This window comes from Paraburkholderia graminis, assembly GCF_003330785.1.
GTDB lineage: Bacteria > Pseudomonadota > Gammaproteobacteria > Burkholderiales > Burkholderiaceae > Paraburkholderia > Paraburkholderia graminis.
In genome coordinates this window covers 2,332,038-2,358,619 of the sequence record NZ_CP024935.1, presented here as the reverse complement: position 1 = coordinate 2,358,619, position 26,582 = coordinate 2,332,038, and the positions used below count along the sequence as shown (strand labels likewise).

General features: G+C 62.7%; 14 protein-coding genes. 6 read left to right on the top strand and 8 right to left on the bottom strand.

All coding sequences use genetic code 11. The annotated features are described in order from the left end of the window. Nucleotides 1–7: 7 nt before the first annotated feature. The gene (locus CUJ91_RS28660; RefSeq protein WP_029966903.1) at nt 8–817 is read right to left on the bottom strand and encodes a response regulator transcription factor; all 810 of its coding nucleotides are present in this window, start codon (nt 815–817) and stop codon (nt 8–10) included. A 445-nt stretch (nt 818–1,262) separates the two neighbouring features. Here CUJ91_RS28660 and CUJ91_RS28655 point away from each other — a divergent pair, with 445 nt between their 5' ends. From CUJ91_RS28655 to CUJ91_RS28645, 3 genes are all read left to right on the top strand, one after another. Then, nucleotides 1,263–3,137, top strand: coding sequence for a YadA family autotransporter adhesin (locus CUJ91_RS28655; RefSeq protein ID WP_114157726.1), 1,875 nt, complete (start codon nt 1,263–1,265; stop codon nt 3,135–3,137). Between the two features lie 1,012 nt (nt 3,138–4,149). Next, complete coding sequence (locus CUJ91_RS28650; protein WP_114157725.1) at nt 4,150–10,380, top strand: ESPR-type extended signal peptide-containing protein; 6,231 nt, start codon at nt 4,150–4,152, stop codon at nt 10,378–10,380. 67 nt (nt 10,381–10,447) lie between these two features. Further along, nucleotides 10,448–11,176 (top strand): OmpA family protein, encoded by a 729-nt coding sequence (locus CUJ91_RS28645; protein ID WP_114157724.1) that lies wholly within the window; start codon nt 10,448–10,450, stop codon nt 11,174–11,176. Nucleotides 11,177–11,242: 66 nt separating this feature from the next. Here the strand turns inward: CUJ91_RS28645 and CUJ91_RS28640 are convergent, their stop codons facing one another. Next, the gene (locus tag CUJ91_RS28640) at nt 11,243–13,891 is read right to left on the bottom strand and encodes a hybrid sensor histidine kinase/response regulator (protein WP_107706945.1); all 2,649 of its coding nucleotides are present in this window, start codon (nt 13,889–13,891) and stop codon (nt 11,243–11,245) included. A 498-nt stretch (nt 13,892–14,389) separates the two neighbouring features. On the opposite strand from CUJ91_RS28640, the gene CUJ91_RS28635 reads away from it, so the two are divergent. Further along, nucleotides 14,390–16,129 carry a ShlB/FhaC/HecB family hemolysin secretion/activation protein gene (locus CUJ91_RS28635; protein WP_114158091.1) on the top strand — a complete coding sequence of 580 codons (1,740 nt, stop codon included), beginning with the start codon at nt 14,390–14,392 and terminating at the stop codon, nt 16,127–16,129. Between the two features lie 17 nt (nt 16,130–16,146). On the opposite strand, the gene CUJ91_RS28630 is transcribed toward CUJ91_RS28635, so the two are convergent. After that, complete coding sequence (locus CUJ91_RS28630; RefSeq protein WP_053859938.1) at nt 16,147–16,839, bottom strand: phosphatase PAP2 family protein; 693 nt, start codon at nt 16,837–16,839, stop codon at nt 16,147–16,149. Between the two features lie 163 nt (nt 16,840–17,002). On the opposite strand from CUJ91_RS28630, the gene hmpA reads away from it, so the two are divergent. Next, on the top strand, nt 17,003–18,217 hold the full coding sequence (gene hmpA / locus CUJ91_RS28625) for an NO-inducible flavohemoprotein (protein ID WP_114157723.1): 1,215 nt from the start codon (nt 17,003–17,005) through the stop codon (nt 18,215–18,217). Nucleotides 18,218–18,249: 32 nt separating this feature from the next. Here hmpA and CUJ91_RS28620 read toward each other — a convergent pair whose 3' ends face one another. The 4 genes from CUJ91_RS28620 to CUJ91_RS28605 all read right to left on the bottom strand — a co-directional run bounded on the left by CUJ91_RS28620 (nt 18,250) and on the right by CUJ91_RS28605 (nt 23,736). Further along, entirely contained in the window at nt 18,250–18,783 is a 534-nt protein-coding gene (locus tag CUJ91_RS28620) for a GNAT family N-acetyltransferase (RefSeq protein WP_114157722.1), read from the bottom strand. A gap of 69 nt (nt 18,784–18,852) precedes the next feature. Continuing rightward, nucleotides 18,853–21,426 (bottom strand): ATP-binding response regulator, encoded by a 2,574-nt coding sequence (locus tag CUJ91_RS28615; protein WP_114157721.1) that lies wholly within the window; start codon nt 21,424–21,426, stop codon nt 18,853–18,855. 29 nt (nt 21,427–21,455) lie between these two features. Continuing rightward, nucleotides 21,456–22,493: a 3-oxoacyl-[acyl-carrier-protein] synthase III C-terminal domain-containing protein gene (locus CUJ91_RS28610; RefSeq protein ID WP_006049675.1), complete on the bottom strand. Its 1,038-nt coding sequence runs from the start codon at nt 22,491–22,493 to the stop codon at nt 21,456–21,458. Nucleotides 22,494–22,668: 175 nt separating this feature from the next. Further along, nucleotides 22,669–23,736, bottom strand: coding sequence for a porin (locus tag CUJ91_RS28605; RefSeq protein ID WP_244231040.1), 1,068 nt, complete (start codon nt 23,734–23,736; stop codon nt 22,669–22,671). A gap of 174 nt (nt 23,737–23,910) precedes the next feature. On the opposite strand from CUJ91_RS28605, the gene CUJ91_RS28600 reads away from it, so the two are divergent. Then, the gene (locus CUJ91_RS28600) at nt 23,911–25,329 is read left to right on the top strand and encodes a dipeptidase (RefSeq protein WP_244231039.1); all 1,419 of its coding nucleotides are present in this window, start codon (nt 23,911–23,913) and stop codon (nt 25,327–25,329) included. A gap of 32 nt (nt 25,330–25,361) precedes the next feature. On the opposite strand, the gene CUJ91_RS28595 is transcribed toward CUJ91_RS28600, so the two are convergent. Continuing rightward, complete coding sequence (locus CUJ91_RS28595; protein ID WP_114157718.1) at nt 25,362–26,510, bottom strand: branched-chain amino acid ABC transporter substrate-binding protein; 1,149 nt, start codon at nt 26,508–26,510, stop codon at nt 25,362–25,364. Nucleotides 26,511–26,582 lie beyond the last annotated feature (72 nt).

Sequence of the window (26,582 nt, the reverse complement as noted above, 5' to 3'; positions counted from 1 at the left end):
GATGGAATTAATCCGCATCGACGGCAGGCTCGTTCTGGCTAGCCTCTGCGTTGCCGCGACGCTCGTCGCGATACGTCGATGGAGTCACATGAAATCGCTCGCGAAACGCCGTGGCGAAATTGGCTGCACTGGAAAAACCAATTTCCTCGGCGATGCTCGCGATACTCAACGGCGTACTGCTCAATAGCGTTTGCGCAATCCGCAATCGTTCTTCGCGAAGGTACTCGAATACCGTTTGCCCAAGGTTCTCCCGAAACGCGCGCGACAGTCGCTTTTCATTTGTTCCCACGAGGCGTGCGAGCTGCTCGACCGTCGGCGGGTCGTTCAATCTTTGGGACAAGTGCTGAATGGCGGCGCGAACGAGTACGCCATTGCCGGTAGTGTCTGCTGCGGACACATCCTGTTCATCACGCTGAGTACTTTTTGCACGGACGAGGTGCACGCGAATGCGTGCAAGCACTTCGGCCGCGTCGAATGGCTTGAGTACATAGTCGACGCCACCAATCTCCAGGCCATTGATACGTTCGTTGAGATCGCTCGCCGCAGTAAGAAAGATGACGGGAATCCCACACGTGCGGGGGTCCGCAGCGAGAAGCCGGCAAGCAGCGAATCCGTCCATGCGCGGCATCCGCACATCCATCAGGATCAGATCGGGCGAAATGGCGAGTGCCCGCTGATAGGCCTGCGATCCGTCAAATCCAACGCTGATCCGGCATCCGGCATTGCGCAGAAGATCAATTAACAATCGCAACTGGTCGGGCTGATCGTCGACAACGAGAAGATGAGCGCCTGCCAGGGCGGTGTTGAGAAGCGGCATCGTGTAAGCGGACACACCTTGCGGGTGACGTTCTCGGAGGTTTATCGGCGACGGGATACGCCGGTCGGCGTTGATGGCTCTCCATCAATAGGCCGAGCGAGCGGCGAAGAATATCAGATACATGTTTCAGTTCAAATTAAGTTGCGTTGGAGGCTTCGTTGCCGGCGACGCCCATTCGCTTCGGCAACAAATCGCACGACCTGGCGACAGTCGACAAGATGCCTGGCGGATAAAGAAAGAATTTTCTCTCCAGCAAAGCAATTCGCCGCTCGGGCAAACAGATGCGCCGATAGCGCTACCCATAATTCCGCGAGTCCTTACACGGTGTTTCTAGTGCTTACTCGCGCAACTGTCGGTGAGAAACGGCTTTGAATTCCTGCGATATGCGGCGCGGAGAGCAAGAGAAACCCTTTCGTCTACTAGAGAAGTCAGAACGGGAAACGCAATGAACAAGAGCCGATATGAAGTGGCGGGTACTCCGCTGAAGTCTAAGCTGTCACTCGCAGTACTCACGGCGCTAATGCTGCTGCCGGCGACGCAGGCGTATGCAGATAACCTCGCTGTCGGCGGTGAAAACGCTGGTCAGACTGCAACCGTCGGTGGCGCCACGGCGCCTGTCGCGAGCACGGGCGGCGTATTTCCCGCAGTCGCCGGTGCGGACGGTACGAGCCAGAATACGGCTGTCGGCATCAATGTGTCGGCACAAGGCGGTGCGGCAACGGCCTTGGGCGATACGGTCACGGCGAACGGAACGAATGCCACGGCGGTGGGCGCAAATTCGGTTGCAAATGGCACGAGAGCAGTAGCGTTCGGCGGTGGGGCAACCACGACGACCGGTGACGCGACTGCAATCGGTGCTCTTGCACACACGACTTCTGAATTCTCGACGGCGGTCGGTACCAATAGCTCAGCCGCTGGCGGCACGGCAGTGGGTTTCCAGGCGAGCGCGAACGCATCTGACGCTACGGCAGTCGGTGTAGATTCCGTCGCGTCGGGTATCGGCAGCGTTGCAATTGCCCGCGCACAGGCGACTGCCCAGAACGCAATCGCTATTGGTGAGAATGCCTCGGCAGTCGATGTGAATGCCGTAGCGGTAGGCACGGGGTCGAACGCGACCAACAGCGCCACGGCACTTGGTCCCTTAGCGACGGCAAGCGGCGGCAGCAGTACGGCGATCGGCAACTCGAGCGTGGCGAGCGGAGGATCGGCCATTGCGATTGGTCAGTCTTCCACCGCATCATCAAACACTTCTGTTGCGATTGGTTTTGCCGCGAACGCCGCATCGGCCAACGCGATTGCGTTGGGTACGCTCACGCAAGCGACGGGCAACAATTCCATCGCGATCGGTAACGCAGCCGTCGCTTCGACCAACGAATCGACGGCGCTCGGTTCCGGTGCTGTCACGCGCGCGGCTACGAACGTGAGCAGCGTCACGCTGAACGGAGTCACGTTCGGTGGCTTCGCGGGCGCGACGCCGACGGGTGTCGTGAGTATCGGCGCGGTCGGTCAGGAACATCAGTTGCAAAACGTCGCCGCCGGTCAGATCAGCGCAACCAGCACCGACGCCGTCAACGGCTCGCAGCTTTTCTCGATCGCATCGCAGGTTTCCGCGCTCTCGACTAACCTGACGTCGCTCACGACCACGGTCAACACCATCTCGACTACCGGTTCGAATGGCACCGCTATCGACAGTTCCGCCACCGCAGTAGGCAGGAACTCGCTGGTATCGGCAGAGAACGGAACGGCGGTGGGCAACGGTTCGACTGTCTCGGGTCAGGACGGCACGGCAATCGGCACTAACTCGACTGTCACGGCTGCGCGTGCCACCGCCATCGGCACGAACTCGAAAGTCACGGGCACCGACTCCACTGCAATCGGCACCAACAGCCAGGCTACCGCTAACAATTCGGTTGCCTTGGGTGCAAATTCAGTTGCAACCCGGGACAACACGGTTTCGGTGGGTGCGCCGGGTGCTGAGCGTCAGATCACCAACGTTGCAGACGGTACGGCTCCGACCGACGCTGTGAATGTGCGTCAATTGAATGGCGCCATCAGCAGCGTTCGCGATGACATGCAGAGGTATCGTCGCGACGCAAACGCGGGCTCGGCATCGGCAATCGCGATGGCGAACTTGCCGCAAGCCGTATTGCCTGGCGAGAAAGTCGTCTCGCTTGCAGCCGGTAATTACAGCGGCCAGTCGGCGATGGCACTCGGCGTGTCGGTCGCGACGCAAAAGTGGATGGTCAAAGGTTCGGTGAGTACCGGCGTTTCGGGCCACGGCGCAGTAGGTGCAGGCGCGGGCGTCGGCTATCGCTGGTAATCATGCTCTCATGAGCGTGTTGTGAAACCGCTGCGATGCCCGGCAATACGCGGGCATCGCAGTGGGTTTTGGTGGACCGCAAAGCGATGTCGGAATTTGCACAGAATCCGAGCAAAAAAGTATTGGCCGGCCGGATCGATTTAACGAGAAATACATAAAAAATGCGTATGCGCACGAAACGATTCTGTAAGGAATATTCGCTCAGTCGTTTGAATGACATTCGAGAGGAACACGGCGTCGCCGCTACCGCTCATTCCCCGCTGATGGCCGTATCACGGCGTGCTGCACAGTTTCCGGGCAACTGCCAGGCAACCTCGCTGTCAGCCTTAATAGGGGCGGCTTCTTTCAATTGTTAAATCTTGCAATACCTGAAAATAGTTAAAGACTTTACGTGGACAAATGAAAAGTCTTATGAGAAAGTTCCCTTGAGCACAGAACTTTCTTTTTGTTACACGATACCCCGGACGAGACGCCGCATCCAAAGCGAATAGGTCGGTCATCGTCTCAGATAGTGCTCAATCATTTGAATAAACGGCGCTTGTGCACGGCATGAGGTGGCTCACCACTCAGGCGCCGGCGAAACGAAGTGACGCATATCCAGGGGGCTGGCAGCTATGAGTATTCCAGGCGCAAAAAAGTCGGGCGCACGCCCGGCGAAAGAACAATATCAAGGCCGGCAATTGGCGTTCCGCCGCTCAATCGCTGCTCGCGTCTCAGTGCCGTGTCCGTTCGGACCTTCATAACGCGGCAATTCATCAATCGTCTCAGCGGTTAGTCGTCTGAAACTGGAAGTGTCCGGTTGACGCGCGCGTTTTCCTTTAGCTATGCGAATTGATAGTGTGGCGATGTTTTGCGCCTGCACCGAAGATTCGTCGTCGAAAGATCAACGCTAAAGCTGTTCGCCACTGAGCGATGTTTTAAACGCGGTAAATAGTCATCCTAAGTAAACGGGAGGCGAGCGCACGCTCGCGCTTAAGAACTCCGCATTTCAATTATTCGGCGAGACAACGACATGAACAAGGCATATCGGACAATCTGGAACAAGGCGCTGGGCGCTTTCGTCGCGGCGTCGGAACTGGACGCGTCGCGCGGCAGGGGCAAGTCGGGGGCGGCGGCCTCGGTATGCGATGCGCGCAACGATGAACCCGGCGAAGGCCGCGTCGCTCCGCAGCGCAACGCCAATCCACGCGTGCTGACCGTGCTGGTGGCAATGGGCGTGGGCGGATGGGGCGCGCAAGCGCAGGCCCAGGTGAACTGCGCCGCACCGCCGTACAACTCTTTCAGCGGCAGCGCGTCGTGCATGGGCGTTCAGTCCTCGGCCACTGCGGGCGGGGCGACGGCGGTAGGTTATGCCTCCAGCAGTACGGGACTCAATGGCCTGGCAGTCGGCTATCAAGCCATTGCCGCGGCTACTAATGCCATTTACCTCGGCGCTCGCACTGCGGCAGGTACGGGCGCAACTGCGCAGTCGGCGATCGGCATTGGTACGGACGTCACCGCGAGTGGCTCAGCCGGCATCGGTATTGGCGTCCAGGCCCTCGCTAGCGGCAATGTGTCGACTGCCGTCGGCGCCTTGGCGAAAGCCGCCGGCGACAACGGCGTTGCAGTCGGCGCGAACGCAAGCGCCGCGGCGTCGGGCGTGGTTGCGGTGGGCAGCGGAGCCGTCGGTTCAACAACCAATGGTGTAGCGGTCGGTTCCGGAGCTTCCGCGACCGGTGTCAACGCGGTCTATCTGGGATCGCGAACCGCTGCCGGCACCGGATCGAGCGGACTATCGTCCAATGCGATCGGCACTGACGTTGTTGCCACCGGCGACTACGCGAACGCCTTCGGCTTTCATGCGGTGGGCAGCGGAGCCGCATCGGTCGCGATTGGGTACGTCGCCAACGGTTCGGGCACGCATGGCGTAGCCGTCGGCTTTCAGTCCATTGCCAGTGGCTTGAACGCCGTCTATCTGGGCGCGCGTACCGTCGCGGGGACCGGCGCAACGGCGGACGGCGCCGTTGCTCTCGGTACGGATGTCGTCGCATCGGGCCTCTCTTCGCTGGCCGCGGGCACCGTGTCCAGAGCCACCGCACAGAACGCAGTCGCATTGGGCGCGGGAGCCGCCGCCTCGGGGCTCAACTCGCTCGCCATGATGAACGGCTCGCAGGCCACCGGAGCTAATTCGATAGCGCTGGGCTCATCGGACTCTGTCGCGGAAGGCGGTTCATCTTCGCCGGCCGCAGTCGGAGGCGCCGCGGCATCCGGCATTCGCGCGGTTGCTCTCGGTTCCGGCGCGAGCGCTGCGGGTTTGTCGTCGATTGCGCTAGGCGACTCGGCAGTGACGGGCACGAATGCGAATGCCATCGCGATGGGCACGAATGCAACGGCGTCGGGAACCAGCGCCGTCGCGTTGGGCAAGCAGACGGTCGCAAGCAGCGGCAATGCGACGGCCATCGGCGTTACATCGCAAGCACTGGCCGCGTCGACGGTGGCCATCGGCGACAGCAACATCGTCGCGGCGGCGGCCGGCGCCGGTTCGATCGCCGGCGGCCAGAACTCGCGCGTGCTGGGCGGAACGGGCGCGGTGGCGCTCGGTCAGGCGCAGACGGTCAGCGGCAACGGCGCCGTTGCGATCGGCGATCCGAATACGGCGAACGGCAACGGCGCAATCGCGGTGGGCGCGAACAACACGGCCACCGGCAACGGCGCGGTCGCGCAAGGCAACGGCAACACGGCAAGCGGCCAGGGCGCCGTCGCGCTCGGCAACGCGAGCAACGCGACGGGCGCGAGCGCGCTCGCATTCGGCGACTCCGCCGTGGCTAACCTGGGCGGTGCGATTGCGTTGGGCGCAAACGCGACGGCGGCCAATGCAAACGCCGTGGCGCTCGGCGCCGGCAGCGTCACGGGCGCGGCCGTCAACACCGCCACTGTCACGGTGGGCGGCGTCACGCATGGCGTGCAAGGCACGACGCCAGGCAGCACCGTGAGCATCGGTTCGGTGGGCAACGAGCGGACGCTGACGAATCTCGCCGCGGGCCGCGTGACTGCAACCAGCACCGACGCCGTGAACGGCAGCGAACTGTATGCGACCAACCAGGCAGTCGACAGTCTGACGAGCGGCACGGTCGGCCCGTTCGTGTCCAACAACTCGGTCACGTCGACGCAGCCGGTATCGTCCGGCGCCAACGCGGCGGCCGGCGGCTTCGGCGCGACGGCGAGCGGCGCCGCGTCGCTCGTGGTCGGCAATCAGTCCACCGACAACGGCGTCGCGAACTCCACCGTGTTGGGCCAGGGCGCGAGCATCGCGAGCATCGCGAGCGGCGTGACCGGTTCGAACGTGGCGCTCGGGCAGGGCTCGTCGGTGACGTCGGCGGCGGTGCCGACCGGCAGCGGCGTCATCAACGGCGCGACCGTTATTTATGCGGGCGGCGCACCGGCCGGCGTGGTCAGCGTCGGGACCGCGGCGGCGCCGCGTCAGCTCACCAACGTCGCGGCCGGTCGGGTGAACGCGTCGAGCACGGACGCGGTGAACGGCTCGCAGCTTTTCGCCGCCGATGCCGCCATCGACACAATCGGCGGCCAGGTGACGAACCTGGGTAACACCGTGGCGTCGAGCCTCGGCGGCGGCACCACGTACAACAGCACGACCGGCGCGCTGACCACCAACCTCAGCTACGGCGGCAACACTTATACGTCGGTACAGAACCTCATCACAGCGATCACGGGCGGCGGCAGCGCGCCGGGCATCAAGTACTTCCACGCGAACTCGACGGCGCCGGACAGCCAGGCGCTCGGCACCGACAGCGTCGCGATCGGCCCGAACGCGGTCGCGACGAATGCAAATGACGTGGCGCTCGGCTCCGGTTCGCAGACCGGCACCGCGACGCCGACCGCGAGCGCGACCATCGGCGGCACGGTGTACAGCTTTGCCGGCACGAATCCGACGAGCGTGGTGAGCGTGGGCGCGCCGGGTGCCGAGCGGCAGATCCAGAACGTGGCGGCGGGCACGCTGAGCGCGAGCAGCACGGACGCGGTGAACGGCTCTCAGCTCTACCAGACCAACCAGGCGGTCGACAGTCTCGCGACGACCGTCGCCGCCGACAAGACGCATTACTACAGCGTCAACGACGGCGGCACGCAAGGCGCCAACTACAACAACAACGGCGCGACCGGACTGAACTCGCTGGCGGCGGGCGTTGCGGCAGCGGCGAGCGGCGCGAGCAGCTTCGCGGGCGGCAACGGCGCTTCCGCGCTCGCGGACAATGCTGTTGCGTTGGGCGCTTTGTCGAGTGCGTCGGTGGTTGGCGGCGTCGCGATTGGTTCGGGTTCGGTCTCCGATCGCGCGGTGCTGTCGGGCGTCGGCTCGATTGCCAACGGCAGCCACTCGATTCCGTTCAACACGGCGGACCAGACCTTGCTCGGCGCAGTGTCGTTCGGCAGCGCGAGCGCCAACACGTATCGTCAGCTCACGAATGTCGCGGACGGCACGCAGGCGCACGACGCCGTCACGATCCGCCAGTTGGCGGGTGCGCTGTCATCGTTTGCCGTGACGGGGCAGTTGTACTTTCACGCGAATTCGGCGGCAGCGGATTCGCTTGCGATCGGTGCGGAGTCGATTGCTGTCGGACCGACGACCGTGGTCAACGGCGACAACGGCGTGGGCGTCGGCAACGGCGCAATCGTCGACGCGACTGCACCAGGCGGCGTCGCAATCGGCCAGGCCGCTAACTCGGCACAGGCTGATGCGATTGCGGTCGGCAGCGGCTCAGTCGCGAGCGGCGCGCAGTCGATTGCTCAAGGCGCGAACGCAAGCGCGGCCAACGCCGGATCGATCGCAATCGGCTCGGGCGCGCAAAGCACTGCAATCGATGCCCTCGCGCTCGGCGCCGGCGCGAACGCGACATCTGCGAACAGCGTCGCGCTCGGCTCCGGCTCGCAAACCGGCACGGCAACGCCGACGCCGAGCACGACCATCAACGGCACGGTCTATGGCTTCGCGGGCACGAATCCGACGAGCGTCGTGAGCGTCGGTGCGGCGGGCGCCGAGCGGCAGATCCAGAACGTCGCAGCGGGACGTCTCGACGGGACGAGCACGGACGCGGTCAACGGCTCGCAGTTGTATCAGAGCAATCAGGCGATCGACGCGCTGGCCACCACCGTCGCCGCCGACAAGACGCATTACTTCGACGTCAACGACGGCGGCACCCAGGGCGGCAACTACAACAACGACGGCGCGACGGGCGTCAACGCGTTGGCGGCGGGCGTCGGAACGGTCGCGGCGGGCGCGGGCAGCACGGCGCTCGGCCAGGGCGCGACGGCGAGCAACGCGAACGACGTGGCGCTCGGTTCGGGTTCGCGGACCGGCACCGCGACGCCGACCGCGAGCGCGACCATCGGCGGCACCGTGTACAGCTTTGCCGGCACGAACCCGACGAGCGTGGTGAGCGTGGGCGCGCCAGGTGCCGAGCGGCAGATCCAGAACGTGGCCGCGGGCACGCTCAGTTCGGGTAGCACGGATGCAGTGAACGGTTCGCAGCTCTACGCAACCGATCAGGCAGTCGACAACCTCGCCAGCGTCGTGACGGCCAACGCGAAGCACTACTACAGCGTCAACGACGGCGGCACGCAAGGCGCCAACTACAACAACGATGGCGCGACCGGTCTCAACGCATTGGCGGCGGGCATAGCTGCAGCGGCGAGCGGCGCGAGCAGTTTCGCGGGCGGCAATGGCTCTTCGGCGGTGGCGGATAACGCGGTTGCGCTCGGCACTTTGTCGAGTGCGTCGGTGGTTGGCGGTGTCGCGATGGGCTCGGGTTCGGTGTCCGATCGCGCGGTGCTGTCGGGCGTCGGCTCGATTGCAAACGGCACGCACGCGATTCCGTTCAACACGGCTGACCAGACCTTGCTCGGCGCGGTGTCGTTCGGTAGCGCGAGCGGCAACACGTATCGTCAATTGACGAATGTCGCGGATGGCACGCAGGCACACGACGCCGTCACGATCCGGCAGTTGGCCGGCGCGTTGTCGTCGTTTGCCGTGACGGGCCAGTTGTACTTCCATGCGAATTCCACGGCGGCGGATTCGCTTGCGGTCGGTGCGGAGTCGATCGCTGTCGGGCCGACCACTGTGGTCAACGGCGACAACGGCGTGGGCGTCGGTAACGGCGCAATCGTCGACGCGACGGCGCCTGGCGGCGTCGCAATCGGTCAGGCCGCGAACTCGGCGCAGGCGGATGCGATTGCGGTCGGCAGCGGCTCGGTTGCAAGCGGCGCACAGTCGATTGCTCAAGGCGCGAACGCTAGCGCGGCCAACGCCGGATCGATTGCAATCGGCTCAGGCGCGCACAGCACCGCAATCGACGCGCTCGCGCTCGGCTCAGGTTCGAGCGCATCGTTTGCGAACAGCGTGGCGCTCGGAGCCGGATCGGTGACGACGGTCGGCGCGGTCAGCAATTACATCGCGTATGGCTTGAGCACGCCGCAGTCGTCGGCGGGTGAAGTGAACATCGGCAACCGGCAGATCACCGGCCTTGCGGCGGGCAAGGCCGGCACCGACGCCGTGAACGTCTCGCAACTCGATGCAGTGGCAAGCCGCTTGACCACACTCATCAGCCAGCAGACGACCAACAACGGCGGCAGCTTCTCGTCGTCGCCCGGCACGCCCACGCCGCCGACGCCCTCGGGCACGAACTCGTCGGCGGGCGGGCAGGGCGCGGTGGCGTCCGGCACGAACAGCTCGGCGGTGGGCAACGGTTCGACGGCATCGGCCAGCGGTTCGACTGCGGTGGGCGCCGGAGCGACATCGACGGGAGCAGGTTCGACGGCGCTCGGCTCCGACAGTAACGACGGCGGCCGCTCGAATGTCGTGGCAGTGGGCTCCTCGGGCACGAACCGGCAGGTCATCAACGTGGCAGCCGGCACCGCGCCGACGGATGCCGTCAACGTCCAGCAGTTGAACGCCACGCTTTCGCAGGCGAACGCCTACACCGACGCTCGCATGAACGAACTGCAGAACGGCATCAATTCGACGGCGCGCAATGCGTATTCGGGCATCGCGGCGGCGACCGCGCTCACGATGATTCCGGAAGTGGACAAGGACAAGACATTGTCGCTCGGCATCGGCACGGCGGGCTTCCGCGGTTATCAGGCGGTGGCGATCGGCGGCACGGCGCGTCTCACCGAGAACGTGAAGATGAAAGCCGGCGTCGGCATGAGCCCCGGAGGCACGACGGTCGGCGTCGGCGCGGCCATGCAATGGTAAGTCGTGAACGCGGGGCCGCAGCCGCGCGCCACGCATTCTTCGCCACACACAGTTTATGGAGTACCAGATGAACCGACTCTTTTTTGCAAGCCTTTTCAGTAGCGCCGTGCTCGTCATGAGCGGATGCACGGCGGCGAGCGGCCCGACCTTCAACGCCTATTCCGTCGACTCGAACAACGGCGTGCGCACCTACCGTGCCGAGTGCCACGGATTGTTCGAAAGCGCGTCGACCTGCATGGACGTTGCGAAACGCATTTGCGGCGACAAGGGCGTGCAGCCGATCGACAAAATAGACCGCGTGCGCGCCGCCGACGACAACCGCAGCGACCCGCGCATTCTGCTGTTCAAATGCGGCCAGGAAGCGGGCAACAATGCGGCGGCCGACACGGGCGCCGTCGCTGCGCAAGCGCCCACGATCGAGAGTTTCGCACTGGAAAGCGATGCGTTGTTCCCGTTCGGCAAGTCAGCGGCTGACACGATGTTGCCGTCCGCGAAAGCGCAACTCGACGACGTCGCCGCGCGCATCCGCAAGCACGAGCAGGTGAGCGCGATCGAGGTCGTCGGCCACACCGACAGGCTCGGTCCCGAATCGCTCAACGGACCGTTGTCGCTCGCGCGGGCCAACACCGTGCGCGACTATCTGATCGCTCACGGACTGGACGGCAGCATCATTCAGGCGAAGGGCGTGGGCTCGAGCGAGCCGCGAACGAACTGCGCGGACCGCGAGGGCCGCGCGCTGATCGCGTGCCTGCAACCGGACCGGTATGTGTCGATCACAGTTCAGGGACGCAAGTGATGTGAGCGTCGGGGCGGCGCGGGTGGCTTGATGCACCGCTCCCGGCTTAATGCTGCGTTCGATGCCTCACTCCGCGTGCGGCGACGCCGCAGCAGGCGAGAGTTCCGCGAGCAGCGACATCAGGTACTCGATGTCGACCGGCTTGACGAGATGATGGTCGAAGCCGGCCGCCTGCACACGCAGATGATCGTCGGCCTGGCCGTAACCCGTCACCGCGATCAGCACGGGCCGCGTCTCGCCCTTCTGGCGAATCAGCCTGGCGAGTTCGTAGCCGTCCGTGTCCGGCAGACCGATGTCGAGCAGCGCGGCATCCACCGGCTCGGCCTCGGCTTTCGCAAGCGCATCCTGCGCGCCATACGCGACATCGACGTGATAGCCCTCGCTCTCGCAAAGCAGGGCGAGCGAGTCGGCGGCGTCCTTGTTGTCGTCGACGATCAACACATGCAGCGAAGCGCGCTCGGCATGCGAGGCACCGCTCGCCGACGGTTCGTCGTGCGACGGCGCGGCCGTTTCCGGCGCATGCGAAAGCGGCAGCCTGATCGACACGGTCGCGCCGCGGCCGGGACCAGGGCTCGCGATCTCGATTGAACCGCCGTGCAGTTCGACCAGCTTCTTCACCAGCGACAAGCCGATGCCGAGACCGCCATGCGCGCGGTCGAGCGTGCGCTCGCCTTGCGCGAAAAGATCGAAGATGTGCGGCAGCAGATCGGGCGAAATGCCGCTGCCGTTGTCCTCGATCGTGACGGTCGCGAAGCGCTCGTCGGCGAGCGCGGTCACGCACACGCTGCCGCCGTGGTCCGTGTACTTGCACGCGTTGTTCAATACGTTGACGAGGATCTGCGACAGACGCAGCGGGTCTGCATGCAGCCACACGGGCGTGGGCGGCAAGCGCACGGTGAGGTGCTGGCCGCGCGAGGCCGCCATCGACGAGACGGTTTCCAGTGCGCCATAAACCGCGGTGCCGAGCAGGAGCGGCTCGCGTCGAAGCACGATGCGTCCGTGCGTGATGCGCGACACTTCGAGCAGATCGTCGACGAGTTGCGCCATATGATCGACCTGCCGGCCGAGCATGCCGACCAGTTCGCCGGGCTTCATGCCGGCGTCTTTCTGCCGGCGCAGCAATGCAATGGCGTTGCGCATCGGCGCGAGCGGATTGCGCAGTTCGTGTGCGAGCATCGCGAGGAATTCGTCCTTGCGGCGATCCGTTTCGCGCAGCGCGAGTTCGAGCGTCTTGCGCTGCGTGATGTCCACCGCGCTCGCAATGACGCGCCACGGCCGGCCGTCGGCGTCGCGTTGCAACACGGCCTGGCTTTGCAGCCAGCATTCCTGGCCGTTCATCGCGATGCGGAACTCGAGCGGCTCGTCGAATTCGCCGGTGAGCGCGACGCGGCGCATCGCGGCGTCCACCGCGGCGCGGTCTTCAGCGTGCACGCGATGCAGCGCCGCGTCATACGACAGCGCAATCGGGCCGGCCAGCACGCGGGGCATTGCGTCGACGGTGTCCCAGCAGACCGTCCACGAATCCAGCGACAGATACCCGATGATCATCTTCGCGGCGCGCATCGCGACCTGAAGACGCAGGTTGCGCTCTTCGAGTGCGGCCGCGGCCGCGCGTTCGTCGGTCACATCGGTTGCCATGCAAAACCATTCGCGCAGCGTGCCGTCGTCGTCGCGCAACGGCGCGGCACGCGCGGACATGGTCCGCCAACTGCCGTCGCGCCGACGCAAGCGGAACGTCATCGAGCCTGGCCGCTCGGCCTTGACGATGCCCAACCACTTGTCGCGCGCGCTGTCCTGGTCGTCGGGATGAACGAGATCGAGCCATTCGCAGCCTGTGCTTAAGCCCTCTTGCGGAGCGAACGAGTGCCAGTTGCCGAGCTGATGGTTACGGCCCGCCGCGTCCGCAATCCACGTCAGTTCCGAACTCGCTTCGACGAGCGCGCGATAGCGCTGCTCGCTGCGTTCGCGTTCGGTTTGCGCGTCGTGCTGCTCGGTGATGTCGAAGGTCACGCCGAATACGCGCTCGATTTCCGAGCCGCTGCCGCAGTCCGTTTCGCCGCGCGTGCGCAGCCACAAACGGCGTCCGTCCTCGAGTTCGATCGGGAAATCGAGTTCGAACGGCACACATTCGTGCAGGCGCCCCGTCAACTCGCGCGCGAACCACGCGCGGTGGCTTTCGGGGATTCTGTCGAAGAGCCATTGCAACGGCACTTCCGCCTGCTGCTGCTCGAGCCCGTAGATGTGCGCGAGCTGGGCGCTGATGCGCGCCGTGCGGCTGCCCATGTCCCATTCCCACGCGCCGACGCGCGCCGCGTCGAGCGCGAAGCGCAGACGCCGTTCGCCGATTTCATAGGCCTCGCCGGCCTTCACGAAGTCGTCGATGTCCATCGCGATGCCGCATGCGCCAGTGACGACGCGCGCGTCGTCGAAAATGGGCTGAAGGCGCAGCTTGTGCCAACGGTACTTGCCGTCGAAGCGCTGCAGGCGCGCGTTGACCTTCGCGCTTTCGCCGGCCGTGAGCGCGCTGCGCCAGGCGTCGAGCACTTTTTTCACGTCGCATTCGAGAACGAACTGGTCCCAATGCAGCGTGGTGTTCGGCGCGAAGGGATTGCCGAGGTAGTTGCGGCAAGCGATGTTGGTATAGGTGACAATTCCGCGCGCGTCCGCGGTCCAGACAAGAGCCGGAACCTGATCGGCAATATCGTTGTTGCTCATTGCGTTATCAATCGCACCGTTTTACTGCTTCGAGAGAACGTCTGCCTACACCGCAAGTGGATTGAAGCACTGCGCTGCGTGAGCGAAGTGACAATCCATCGTCCTGTGCGCGGCGCCTCGCTGCTATTGGGGAAAGCCTGGGTTCGCGCCCCATTGCAGCGCGCCGCTGCTTATGCCTTGGCCAATTCCGCAGACCTTTAGGCGCAATAGGTCGAGATCGCGCGATCCGTGCCCCATTGTGCGCCTGAAAGCCGCTGCAATAATACGGGCGTGCGCACAATCGGGCCGCCTCGCGAGAGCCCAATCCACTTATTAGCATGCGGCGCGCCTCGCGCGGGACAGGAGACGTGATGAACAGTATTTCGCCGACATCGTATGCAAGCCGCGCCGACGGCGTGCGCCCGATGCCGTTCAATGCGCCGCATTCCGTGTTGCGCTCGCAGCTTGCGCGTTAAGCGGCGTATTTCATCGACGGATGCGCTGGCGCGCGTCGGCAGCATGCGCTGCTCGCTGCTGGCGTGTTGCATTGCGTGTTGCGTAGCAGCGGCGCTTCACTCTTCCGCCGTGCTCGCGCAGGCATGGCGAGACCTTGCGCCGCAGCCGACGCCGCCCACTCCGCGTAGTGCGCCGTCGCAACCTTCCGCTCCATCGGAAGAGAATGCCGCGCAGATCGCAGTGCCCCGACTCGAGGGACTGGTGTTCCAACCGGCCGGCGCGAGCGCTCCTGCCGCGGCAACGCAGCCCCGCATTGCCGCCGAAGATTTGCCCCTGCTCGACGCGGCATTTCTTCATTCGTTCGACAGCGATCTCGACAAGCCTCTCACGTTCGGACGTCTTGCCAACATGCGCCGTGCCGTGGTGGAGCGCTATCGCGCCGCGGGCAAACCGCTCGTGGATGTGTACGTGCCCGAGCAGGACGTGAGTTCGGGCGTCGTGCATATCGCGGTCGCCGAGTTTCGCCTGGGACAGGTGCGCACGAATGGCAACCGCTATTTCTCCGACGATCTGCTCAAACGCGAAATGCCGCTCGAAGCAGGCGCGCCGATTCTGCAGTCGGACGTCTCGCTCGGTCTCGCGGTACTCAACGCCAATCCTTATCGACGCGTGGATGCGGTCTTTGCGCCAGGCGAAGCGGCGAATTCAACCGACGTCATCCTGCAGACCGACGACCGTCTGCCGCTTCGCGTGAGCGCCGGCTACGACAACGCGGGCGTGCGCGATCTCGGCCGCGACCGCTTTTTTGCCGGCATCGACTACGGCAATCTGTTTGGGCTCGATCAGCATGTTGCATATCAATTCACGGCGAGCAACGATTTCTTCAGCGGCAACCCCGACATTGAAGGGCGCCCGAACCGCGCGCGCTTCATGGCTCACGCGCTGAACTACATTGCGCCGCTGCCGTGGCACGACAGCATCGAACTATTCGGCGTCTATGCACAGAGCACGCCGCGTCTGCCGGACAGTTACGGGCAAACGGGCATTTCCGCGCAGATGAGCGTCCGCTACGACTGGCGTCTGCCGACCACGACGAATACCGCGCAGCTCGTTCAGTTCGGCTATGACTTCAAGCGCAGCAACAACAATCTGGAATTCGGCGGCTTTCAGGTGTTCAACTCGAACACACACATCCACCAGTTTCTGCTTACCTACGATGTCAGTCAGCCGGGCGACGCGGGCGTCGGGCATCTATCGGCGACACTCGTGGGAAGTCCTGGCGGACTGGACGGCTCTAACAACGACGCCGCGTTCGCCGCCGCGCGGCAAGGCGCGACCGCCCGCTATGCGTATCTGCAACTCGCAGCGCAACGCGCGATCGTGCTGGGCGGCTTTACGTTGACCGGGCGGGGCGCGTTCCAGTGGACGCCGAATACGCTGTTGCCGAGCGAGGAAATGGGCCTCGGCGGCGAGACCAGCGTGCGAGGCTACGAGCCGTACGTCGTGCTAGGCGATCGCGGCTGGAACGTGCAGACGGAATTGCGCGCGCCCGCGTTGCAGTTCGGTGCGAGCGGCGCGGCCGCGCAACCGTTTGTGTTCGTCGACGCGGGCCATGTGTGGAACCGCGACGATCAACTCGCGGAACCCGCTCATGGGTCGCTCGTTAGCGTCGGCGCAGGCGTGCGTTTTCAATGGTCGCGCTTCGTCGATTTTCGCTGCACGTATGGCGTGCCGCTGCGTGCGCCGACGCCGGGCGCATCGAAGGCGCCGATGGTGCTTCTGTACGTTTCTATCGGCAGTTAAAGCCTGCGTCGCACGCGTTATACATGTTTCAGCACGCTGCTCGCGAGCTTGCGCAGTTCGTCGAACTGGGTGACGAGTTCGAGACAGAGCACGAAGGCCAGCATCGCGGAAGGGCCTGGGTAGCGTTCGCTCAATCGCAGTAGCGGGCCCGCGTAACGCGCGCGAACGGCTTCGCGTGTCATGACCCACGTGATCGCGATTCCGATTGCCGCGCCGACCAGCAGATCCGTCGGATAGTGAAAGCCGAGATAGGCACGCGGGACGCAGATAAAGAACACGGTGTAGATCAGCGCCAGTACGCCGATGCGCTTGCAGATCAGAAAGATGCCGGTGGCGATGGCCATCCATAGCATCGCGTGGTCGCTGGGGAATGAACTCCACGAAGACAGCAACGCGTCTTTGGACACGCCGGCCGCAAAGTGCAGGTTCAGTTCGGAACTGTAGACGGGGCGCACTCTGAACGGCAGCCAGTGCGTGAGGGTTCTTCCTACAAAAAGCGCGACGAGGCCGCTGAGTATCGTTGCGATGACCATTTCGCGCCGCCATGCACTGCGCTCGCCGGATTGAAACCACATCCACCACAACACGGGTATGAGCAGAAGACCCTTGAAGGTGTAGAGATCGGCGAGTGCCTGTATTGCATGCGTTGTATGCAAGCCGAAGTGAATGTTTGAAAGATATGTCTCAATGGTTATATCGAAGCTATTCATCTTTTTGTGGGGTTCCCAATCAAACGGCTAATGGTCAGTGTAACTGATGATTAGCCGTCGCCAATTTTCACCGGATGCGTTGCTGTCACGCGGTTTGCTACATGCGTTTATTCATGGACTCTCGCACGCTTGCGACGCGTGCACCGCATGAAAGGAGAGGCAAATGCTTACGCAGAAAACGAAGGACGTTGTAAAAGCTACGGCCCCTGTGCTGGCGCAGCATGGGCTGCCGATCATCAAGCGCTTTTACAAACGATTGTTCAACGCGCACCCGGAACTGAAGAACGTATTCAACATGGCCCACCAGGATCAGGGCCAGCAACAGCAGGCTCTCGCTCGCGCCGTCTACGCTTACGCAGAGAACATCGAGAATCCCGGCAGTCTCGCGGCGGTGCTGAAAAATATCGCCAACAAACATGCGAGCCTGAATGTCCGGCCGGAGCATTACCCTATTGTCGGAGAACATTTGCTCGGCGCGATCAAGGACGTACTCGGCGACGCCGCCACCGACGAGATCATCTCCGCGTGGGCACAGGCTTATGGCAATCTCGCGGACCTGTTGATGGGAATGGAAAGCGAGTTGCGCGAGAAGTCGACGCAACAACTCGGCGGCTGGACGGGCTGGCGCAAGTTCGTGGTCAAGGAAAAACGGCCTGAGAGCAGCGTGATTACATCGTTCGTGCTTGAACCGTCGGACGGGCAGCCGGTCGTCAACTTCGAGCCGGGCCAGTACATCAGCATTGCCGTAGATGTCCCTTCGTTGCAGTTGCAACAGATTCGCCAGTACAGCCTGTCCGACATGCCGAATGGGCGCAGCTATCGCATCTCCGTCAAACGCGAGGAGGGCGACGCTTCGCGGCCGCCGGGCTATGTGTCGTCGCTGCTTCACGAGCATGTGAACGTGGGCGACGAAGTCAAACTCGCCGCGCCGTACGGCACCTTTTATATCGACGTACACGCGAAAACGCCAATCGTGCTGATCAGCGGCGGCGTCGGTTTGACGCCGATGGTCAGCATGCTCAAGCGCGCGATTCAGGACCCGCAGCGGCAAGTGGTATTCGTGCATGGCGCGCGAAACGGTGCGGTTCATGCGATGCGCGACAGGCTTCGGCAAACCGCCGCGACGTATGCGAACTTCAAGGCGGTGGTCTATTACGAGAACCCGCTACCCGCCGATATAGCGGGTCAGGACTATGACCGTGCGGGCTTTATCAATCTCGATGAGTTGCGTGATCTGATTCTGCTTCCCGACGCGGACTACTACATTTGCGGGCCTATTCCGTTCATGCGCTTGCAGCACGATGCATTACGCGCGATGGATATTCCCGAGACGCGGATTCATTACGAGGTGTTCGGCCCGGACCTGTTCGAGGAGTGAGTGCCGCGCTTCATTGAACGGCTTTACGGCGTTTATGCAATGAGTTGCTTATGAAAGAAAGTAGTGCCGCAAAAGCTGCCGTCGGGCATCAACGCATAGTTTGGCACTTCTCCGACACGTTGCCAGCCTGCGCGCTCATAGAGCCGCTCGGCATCTCCGCCGGTCACAGTGTCCAGCACGAGTACGGACTTGCCGGCGCGGCGCGCTTCGTCGTCGACGGCGGTCATCAGACGAGCCGCAATGCCGCGACGCCTCGCGTCTCGGTGCACGAGCATCTTCGCGACATCCGCGCGATGAGGCTGGTTCTCGGGCTGCGCCGTGATCAGTTGCACGGTGCCGACGATCTTGCCGTCAGCGCGTTCGGCAACCAGCAGGATTCGCTCGTCGCGGGCCACGCCATTCGCGACCTGTTGCCAGAAGTGAAGCGCGGTTTGCCGCGAGATAGGCAACATGAAGCTGACCGACGCGCCGCCTTCCACGCAGTCGATCAGCAGATCGGCGAGCGAATCGACACAGGCCATTGCTTCGTCGGCATGGATGCGTCGAATGGCTATCGTTTCAGTCATCGTTGGCTCCGTGAGTTGAAAGGCAAGTATGTTTAGTGCTGCCGGTTAGCAAGGCGTTTTGAAAGATCATTAGTCGCTCAATGTCTTGCGATGATTCTCAGGCGCCTTCGCCGAAGCAAAATATGTCTGCAACGCGGGCGCCGACCGGTCGCTCAACGAGCAGATTCGCGCGAGCCAGTCTGCCTCAGCAGGCCATTCGCCTTCCAGCACGCGGGGATAAATCTGGCGCACGAACTGATGCAGCGCTTTTGCGCCGATATTGCCACTGACGCCGAGCAGCACATGCAAGGCGTCACGTGTCGCGTCGAAGTCGCGCGCGCTAACGCTCGCGGCGAGTTGCGCCACCGTCGAGCGAATCTGTTCGATGCCGTTGAGGAATGTCTGGTCAAGCAAGTCCAGCGCGACCAGTTCCTGAAGATGTTTCTCGTCGAGCAACGGACCTTCATGCAACGCGGCGAGCTTGCCCGCAGGCAACGTGTTCTCCGGCGACGACACCGTGTCTGCCGTCACATGATTCACTCGATGGCGTGCAAATTGCCGCGCCAGCGCTGCATATAGCGCGCCGATTTGCGCGGGCTTGGTCATCACTTCGTTCATGCCCGCGGCGAGACAGCTTTCTACCGCCTCGCGATCGGATTGACTGGTCAACGCGATGATCGGCACGCTCGCGTAGGCATCGGAGCGCGCGCGGATCAGCGCGGTGGTCTCCACGCCGCCCATGCCGGGCATGTTCATATCCATCACGATGGCGTCGATAACGACGCCTTGCTGCAAGCGCGCCAGCACGGCCGGTCCATGCTCGGCTTCGACGACCGTCGCGCCGAATCGCTCCAGATAGCCTTTCGCGACCAGTCTGCTGTAGGTGTCGTCGTCCGCGAGCAGAATCGTTCTGCCGACGAAGCCATCGAAGCGCTGCGTACGGCCATGCCGATGACCGTTCTCGAACAGCTTGTGCAAAACACCGATCAACTCGACCATGCTCGCCGACTTGCTGACGAATTCGTCCATGCCTGCGCGGCGCGCGAGAGATCGCGCCACGTTGCCCGGTTCCGCCGTATAAGCGACGACGATCACATTGCAGTTCGGGTTGCGACGATCGGCGCGAATTCGTTCGGTCACCGTGTAGCCGTCAAGCGTCGGCATGTTGATGTCCATCAGCACCAGGTCCCACGGCTGGGACTCGCTGAGCGCGGCGAGCGCGGCCTCGCCGTCCGCTGCGTCGCCAGGCTTTGCGCTCACCTTCGACAGTGCCCGTTGAACGCGCGTGCGCTGGTCTGCATCGTTATCGACAACGAGAATACGTTTGCCGTCGAAAAACGGGGCGGCACGATTAAAGATTTGCTGCTCGTGCTCGGCGACCTCGCTTTCCGAAACGCGCGGAAATTCGAGTGTGAACTGCGTGAACTGACCGACCTCGGAGCGGCAGCGTATCGTGCCGCCGAACGCGCGCATTGCGCGCTGACAGTAAGCGAGTCCGAGGCCCGTGCCTGCGGAATTGCCCGCTGTGCGAAACGGCTCGAAAAGATGCGGCAGGATTTCGGGCGCAATGCCGGGACCGGTGTCGTGCACGATTACTGTCTGCCGATCCACCGTCAGCGTGAGCGTGGCCAAAGGATGCGCCGCAATGTGATGCAGCGCATTCTTGATCAGGTTGAAAAGCGTAAACAGATAAACCGTTTCGTCGACCTTGAAGGTGAAATCTTCGAGCACCGCGAGTCTGACTCTCGCGCGTTCGTTCTGGTCGCCGAAGCCGTATTCGTCCAGCGCCTTGCGCGTTGCGGCCGCTGCGCTCAGATACGTGAACTGTTCCGGGCGGATGGCTTTCGCGCTGACTTCGTCAAGTGTCATCGCGATGATGCGCAAACCGCGCTCGATCGACAACTGGCCGTGTGCCAGGTGCCGATACAGCAGTGCAATCCGGCGCTGTGATGCGGCCAGCGGCGAGTCATGATCTATTGCCGCGGGCAAGACTTCTTCTACTCTATCGAGAACATGCTTGAGCTGGCTGAGAGGATTGCGCATTTCATGAGCGATCGACCCGGCAAGCGCGCGAAGCGCTCCGGTTCTCGCCTGTGCGACGATCCCCTTCAGATTGCTGTATGAGAAGGTGATGCCGGCGAAAATGCCAAACGTGAAAACCGGCAGATAGGCGTAGAGAAAGAGATGCGCGTCGACGTGGACGGCTTCCGGAATAACGATTCGCGCGCACAGAATAGCAGCGCCTATGCCGAGCGCAAGATTCAGTGACAACGCAACGAAAGACGGAAAGATGGCGATCAGAAAGAACACCATGCCCAGTTCCGCCATCGACCAGAGCATCGAGTAATGACCGGACAGCAGGTAGTAAGTGAAGAAAAACGGTAGCGTGTACGCTACCGTTACGAAGTAAAACCACGGCAGGAGGCGCGCTGTCCTTGCGGGCCAGAAACGGCGCAAGAGCAGCAATGCGCAGCTTACGGTGCCGACAACCCGCATCAGCAGGTTCTCGTTCGGTTGCGGATCGATGAACGTCCACCACAACCAGTACACCGGATGTCCAACGGTGCCGATCAGGCCCACAGCCAACACGCTGTAATCGGAGACCTTCGCGGCATCGGACACGACCCGGTTGAGATAGCGGATGCCCCCTGAAATGGCTTTCATGTCGCTCTTTAACTTTTATTGAACCGGCCTCAGAACTTGAAGCTGCTGACGTTGAATGACATGCCGGCACTGCCAACCCAGCACAACACTCTGTCGCCGCGCTTCAGTTCTCCGCTGTCTTTTGCCATCGCTATCGCGGCGGGAATAGAGGCCGAAACGAGGTTTCCCGTTTCCGGATAGATGTGATACATCTTGTCCTCTATTCCGGCCTTTTCTCCGTAGCCGTGCCACGCTGCCTTCGAAGAAGCATGGGTAAAGACAATGTCGATGTCTTTCCTCGGAATCGGCAGTTTAGCGAGTACCGCGGACAGTTCGTCGGAATTCTTGTGAAGCTCGTGGCCGAACGATGTAAAACGCATGTCGCCGTTCTTGCCAATTCTTTCCGACGGATGGCAGAAGCCTTCATAGCCGGGAATCGGAATGGTGCACAGGTCCGATACCTGGGGCTTGCCCCGAAAGGCAAAATTGAAGTTGTCCGGCTCGTTGGCGACCAGCAGCGTGGCGGTGGCGGCCTCGCCGATCGTAAACGACGGCAGCGTGTATTCGATTTGCGCCTGGTTCTTCAACGCAAAATTCCCCGGGTAGAGTGGACCACCTGCGAGCATATTGAATTCGGCATTCACGATCATAGCGTTTCTGTACTGACCGCACTTGAACAAACTGTCGATAATCGACATCGCTCGTGTCCAGCTCATGCAGGCGTCCACCACGTCGAAGCATTCCGCATTGATGAAGCCGAGCGTGCTCGCCATCATGTGGCTATTGCCCGGCTCGAGAAACCCTCTGCCGATGCCGACATAAATAAACAGCTCGATATGCTCCGGCCGCAAATAGGTTTCCGACAAAGCCTTGCGAGTGGCCATCGCCACGTGATCGATGGGTGATTCGTGGCTGTCGCACCAGCGCCGGTTGACGAGCCCGCTTCTGTCGAGCAGTGTCTTGATGGTGCGTATGCCTCTGTCGATGTCCCCGTCGTAGCCGGTGGAATGAAACCGGATCATGTCGGCGACTTCGTCATTGGTGACGATTCGGGAAGGCAGGCTGACCGCAACGTTCTTGATAAGCATAAACAATCCGTGAAAGAGGGTTTTTGGTGGATGGAGTCCCGTTCGCGCGTGGCGGCGGGCGCGGGTACTTCGGCGTCCGCCTCACGGCGCTCGTACATTAACGCGTCCACCGCGACTGGCGAAAATACCGTCGCCCTCGCTGGATCATTTAATCGGCCTCGCGGCCGATATCTGGCTAGAACCGCTCGATCATTCCCAATTGCACGCCGCGAACCGGCGCACCCGGATAGGCCGCGGGAAGGCCGGTGACGTTGACGCCGCGCAGGGTGAAGGTAGCGTCGTGGTGGTTGCGCAGCATCGCGCCGCTCGCGTAGAGCGTGAGTTTTGGCGAGAGATCGTATTCGCACGCCACGCTGAACTGGTCCGCGTCGTTGTCGCCGCCCGAGCGATCGCGTGCGTACGCATAGCCCAACGAAGCGCGCAGGCGCGGCGAGAACGCATAGCGCATCGAAAGCGAAAGGCCGTCGTCGTGATACCGCGGCGAACCGCCGTCGCCGTTGAAGAACGACGCATAGGCGGTCGCTGCGCCGAACTGGTAGGAGACACCACCGAGGTTCGCGCGCAAGGTCGTACCGCCATGCGTTTGCTGATGCGCGTAGGAAACGCGAAGCGGTCCGTTGCAGTACGCAAACGTTTCGTAGTCGCCGGATAGCCCGTTGCCGTTGCCGTTGCCATCGCCGCTGTCGCGCAGTGCGACCATGACTGTCGTCGTGAAGCCGTGAAAGTCGGGCGACAGATAGGCGATGCCGTTGTCGGTATAAGGCGTGATTTTGGACAGGTTATTCAACCCCGAGGCGATCGTCCCTGCGCCGAAGGCGTCGAGTTGCCCTTTGAACGGAATGTAGATCGGCGAGTACTGACGGCCCACACGCACTTCGCCCCACGGCGCGCCGATGCCGATCCACGCCTGGCGGTTGAAGATCGTGCCCGCGGTGGCCAACGTGCCGTCGGCCGAGCTGAAGCCGTTTTCCAGTTCGAACAGAAGGCGTGTGTCCGAGTCCAGTTGCTCCGAGCCGCGCAAGCCGATTCGCGAGCCGCGGTAAGCGCCCGAGTCGAGGCGCGGCGTCCATGATGAGCCGGGATTCGTGACTTCGATACTGGTGTCGATCGTGCCGTATAGCGTGACCGTGTTTTGCGCCAGAACATCCGGCGCTACGGAAAAGCATGAACTCGCGATGGAGAGAAAGAGCACCAGCCGCGCCGTGCGGTTGTTGCGTGAATGAAAGGGCTCGGTAAAGTGCATCGAATGTTTTTGATGGAATAGCGGATATACCGCGAAAATAAAGCGGAGGCTCTGCCGACGGAATCTTTGCATACGTCGCGTTTAACTGCATGCTGCCATCAGACCATCAATCGGATACTAATGACAATGCTGCCAACCGACGACGACTCTATTTCACTTTCATTGATATGGGCCATGATCCGAGATGACCCGGCAATAGATCAAAACCGCTGCATGGTGGAAATAACAGGCTGGATGATTCCACTAGACCCGACCGCAATCACCGTCGACTATTTCCTCCTCGCCGCGCAAGAACCTTGTTGCGGCGGCTGCGTGCCACGCGATCCTTTCACTTGCATTGAAGTCATTCCGCTCGAGCCGGTCCCGCTCGACGCAGACCCAGTCACCGTGCGTGGCCGTCTGATGCGACTCGTCGACGATCCTGCGGGCTGGCGTTATCGGCTCGAACTGGCCGAGCGCGTCGATGAAGCGGCGAGCGTCACCCAGCCGCCGGTTTCGCGGATGAGTCGCCGTGCGTTTCTCGCGTCAAGCACCGCGCTGGGGCTCGCAGCGTGCGCGCCTGGCCGCTTCGCCGGATACACCGATTCGCGCTCAGAACAGCAGCAATGGCAGGCATCCCCGGGCGCATTGACCATCGACATGCACAGTCATGCGGGCCATGTGATCGTCTCACGCGATCCGGCCATAGGCGACCATCGGCCATTGACGCCCGTCAGCGCCTCGATGCGCGCGGGCGGAATGAATGTGATCTGCCTCGCCATCGTCACCGACACGTTGGTCACCCACGTCTCGGCCGATCGCAAGCGCTTCGAGGCGTGGCGCGAGCCGCAGCCCGGCGAGCTATATCGACTCGGCCAAACGGAATTCGCCCGCGCGAAAGAACTGGTCGATCGCGAGCAACTCGTCATCGTGACGAATGCAAGCATGCTGGCGTCGACGGAAAAAGAAAGACCGCGCGTGATCATCGCCGCCGAGGGCGCGGACTTTCTCGAGGGGCAACTGGAGCGTGTCGACGAGGCGTACTCGCGCCATCATCTACGTCACCTTCAATTGACGCATTACCGTGTGAACGAACTCGGCGACATTCAAACGGAGGCGCCTGTTCACGGCGGCTTGAGCGATTTCGGCGCGGATGTCGTGCGCCGCTGCAATGCGCTGGGTATTGTGGTGGACGTTGCGCACGGCACGTTCGATCTCGTGAAGCGCGCGGCGTCGGTCACGACGAAGCCGTTGGTGCTCTCGCACACGGCGCTCGCAGGACATCCGGGCGCGCGCAGCCGCCTGATCACAGCCGACCATGCGCGCGCTGTCGCGGACACGGGCGGCGTGATCGGCGTGTGGCCGAGTTCCGGCACATTCCACGACATCGATGCGATGGCGCACGGCTTCAAGCGCATGGCGGATGTGGTGGGCGTCGAACACGTCGGCCTTGGCACCGACATGCTCGGCTTCATTGCGCCGCCGGTTTTCGCGCGCTATGAACAACTGCCGGCGTTGGGCGCAGCATTGCTCGCCACCGGCTTCTCCCAAACAGAAACCGGACACCTACTAGGCGGCAACTATCGGCGCGTGTTCGAGGCGTCGTTGAGTTGACTCTCACTCTCACTCAACAACGCCCCCAACCCTCAAAGCCCACTAACCGTCTTCACCGTCACCCACTGTCCGTTCTTCACCTGATAAAGCGTGGAAGAACCGGTCTTCAGCGAGCCGTTCGCGTTGAACTCGATCTGCCCTGTGATGCCTTCGAAGTTGATGTTCTGCAGCTTCGCGCGGTAGTCGTCGGGCTTCGTCGAATTGGCTGCCTGCATCGCCTTGATCGCGGTCCACGCGGCGTCGTAGCCGAACGGCGCATACGAGAGCACGTCCTGGCCGAACTTCTGCTTGAAGCGCTCGGCGAACTTTGCGCCGACTGGCGTGCTGTCGAGCGGGCGCCCGTACTCCCATGCCATTGCGCCTTCGGACACGTTGCCCGCGAGCTTGATAAAGTCGACGTCCTTCACGCCGCCGCCGCCCACGTACTGCGCCTTGAGGCCGAGCTGGTTCATCTGCTTCATGATGCCGGCCGCTTGCGGATTGAGCGCGCCCACGAAAATCAGATCGGGGTTCTTGCTCTTTAGGTTCGTGAGCTGCGTCTTGAAGTCCGTCGCCTGATTCGTCGTGTATTCGCGATCGATGATGTCGCCGCCGTGCGCCTTCACTGCCTTCACGAACTCATCGGCTTCGCCTTGACCGAAGGCCGTGCGGTCGTCGATCACCGCGATGCGCTTGGCCTTCGTCGTCGTCACTGCATAGGCGCCTGCGGTGCCGGCGTTTTGCGCGTCGCTCGAAATCACCATGAAGACGTTCTTGTAGCCGCGGCTGCTGATGACAGGGTTAGTGGCCGCCGGATCGATGACGGGCAAGCCCGCTTTCTCGTAGAGATCCGAAGCGGGAATGGTCGTGCCGGAATTGAAGTGCCCGACGACAACCGACACGCCTCCATCCACGAGCTTTTGCGCGACCTGCACGCCGACACGCGGGTCGGCCTGATCGTCTTCGGAGACGAGTTCGAACGAGACAGGCTGGCCGTTGATCTTGACGCCTTGCGCTTTGGCGTCGTCGAGCGCCATTTTGACGCCGTTCTGCAGGTCTTTGCCGTAACTGGCGTTGGGTCCCGTGAGCGGTGCCGCAAAGCCGATTTTGACGACCGTATCCGCGCGAGAGGCGAGCGGTGCGACGGCGAGCAGTGCCGCAACTGCAACTGCGATAGGGGTGAAAGTCTTAGCAAAACGCATGTCTTCTCCTTTTTGTCGGCAAGCATGAGGTCACTGCTATGGCGTCCGCGAACGGCCGCCAGGAAGACTGAT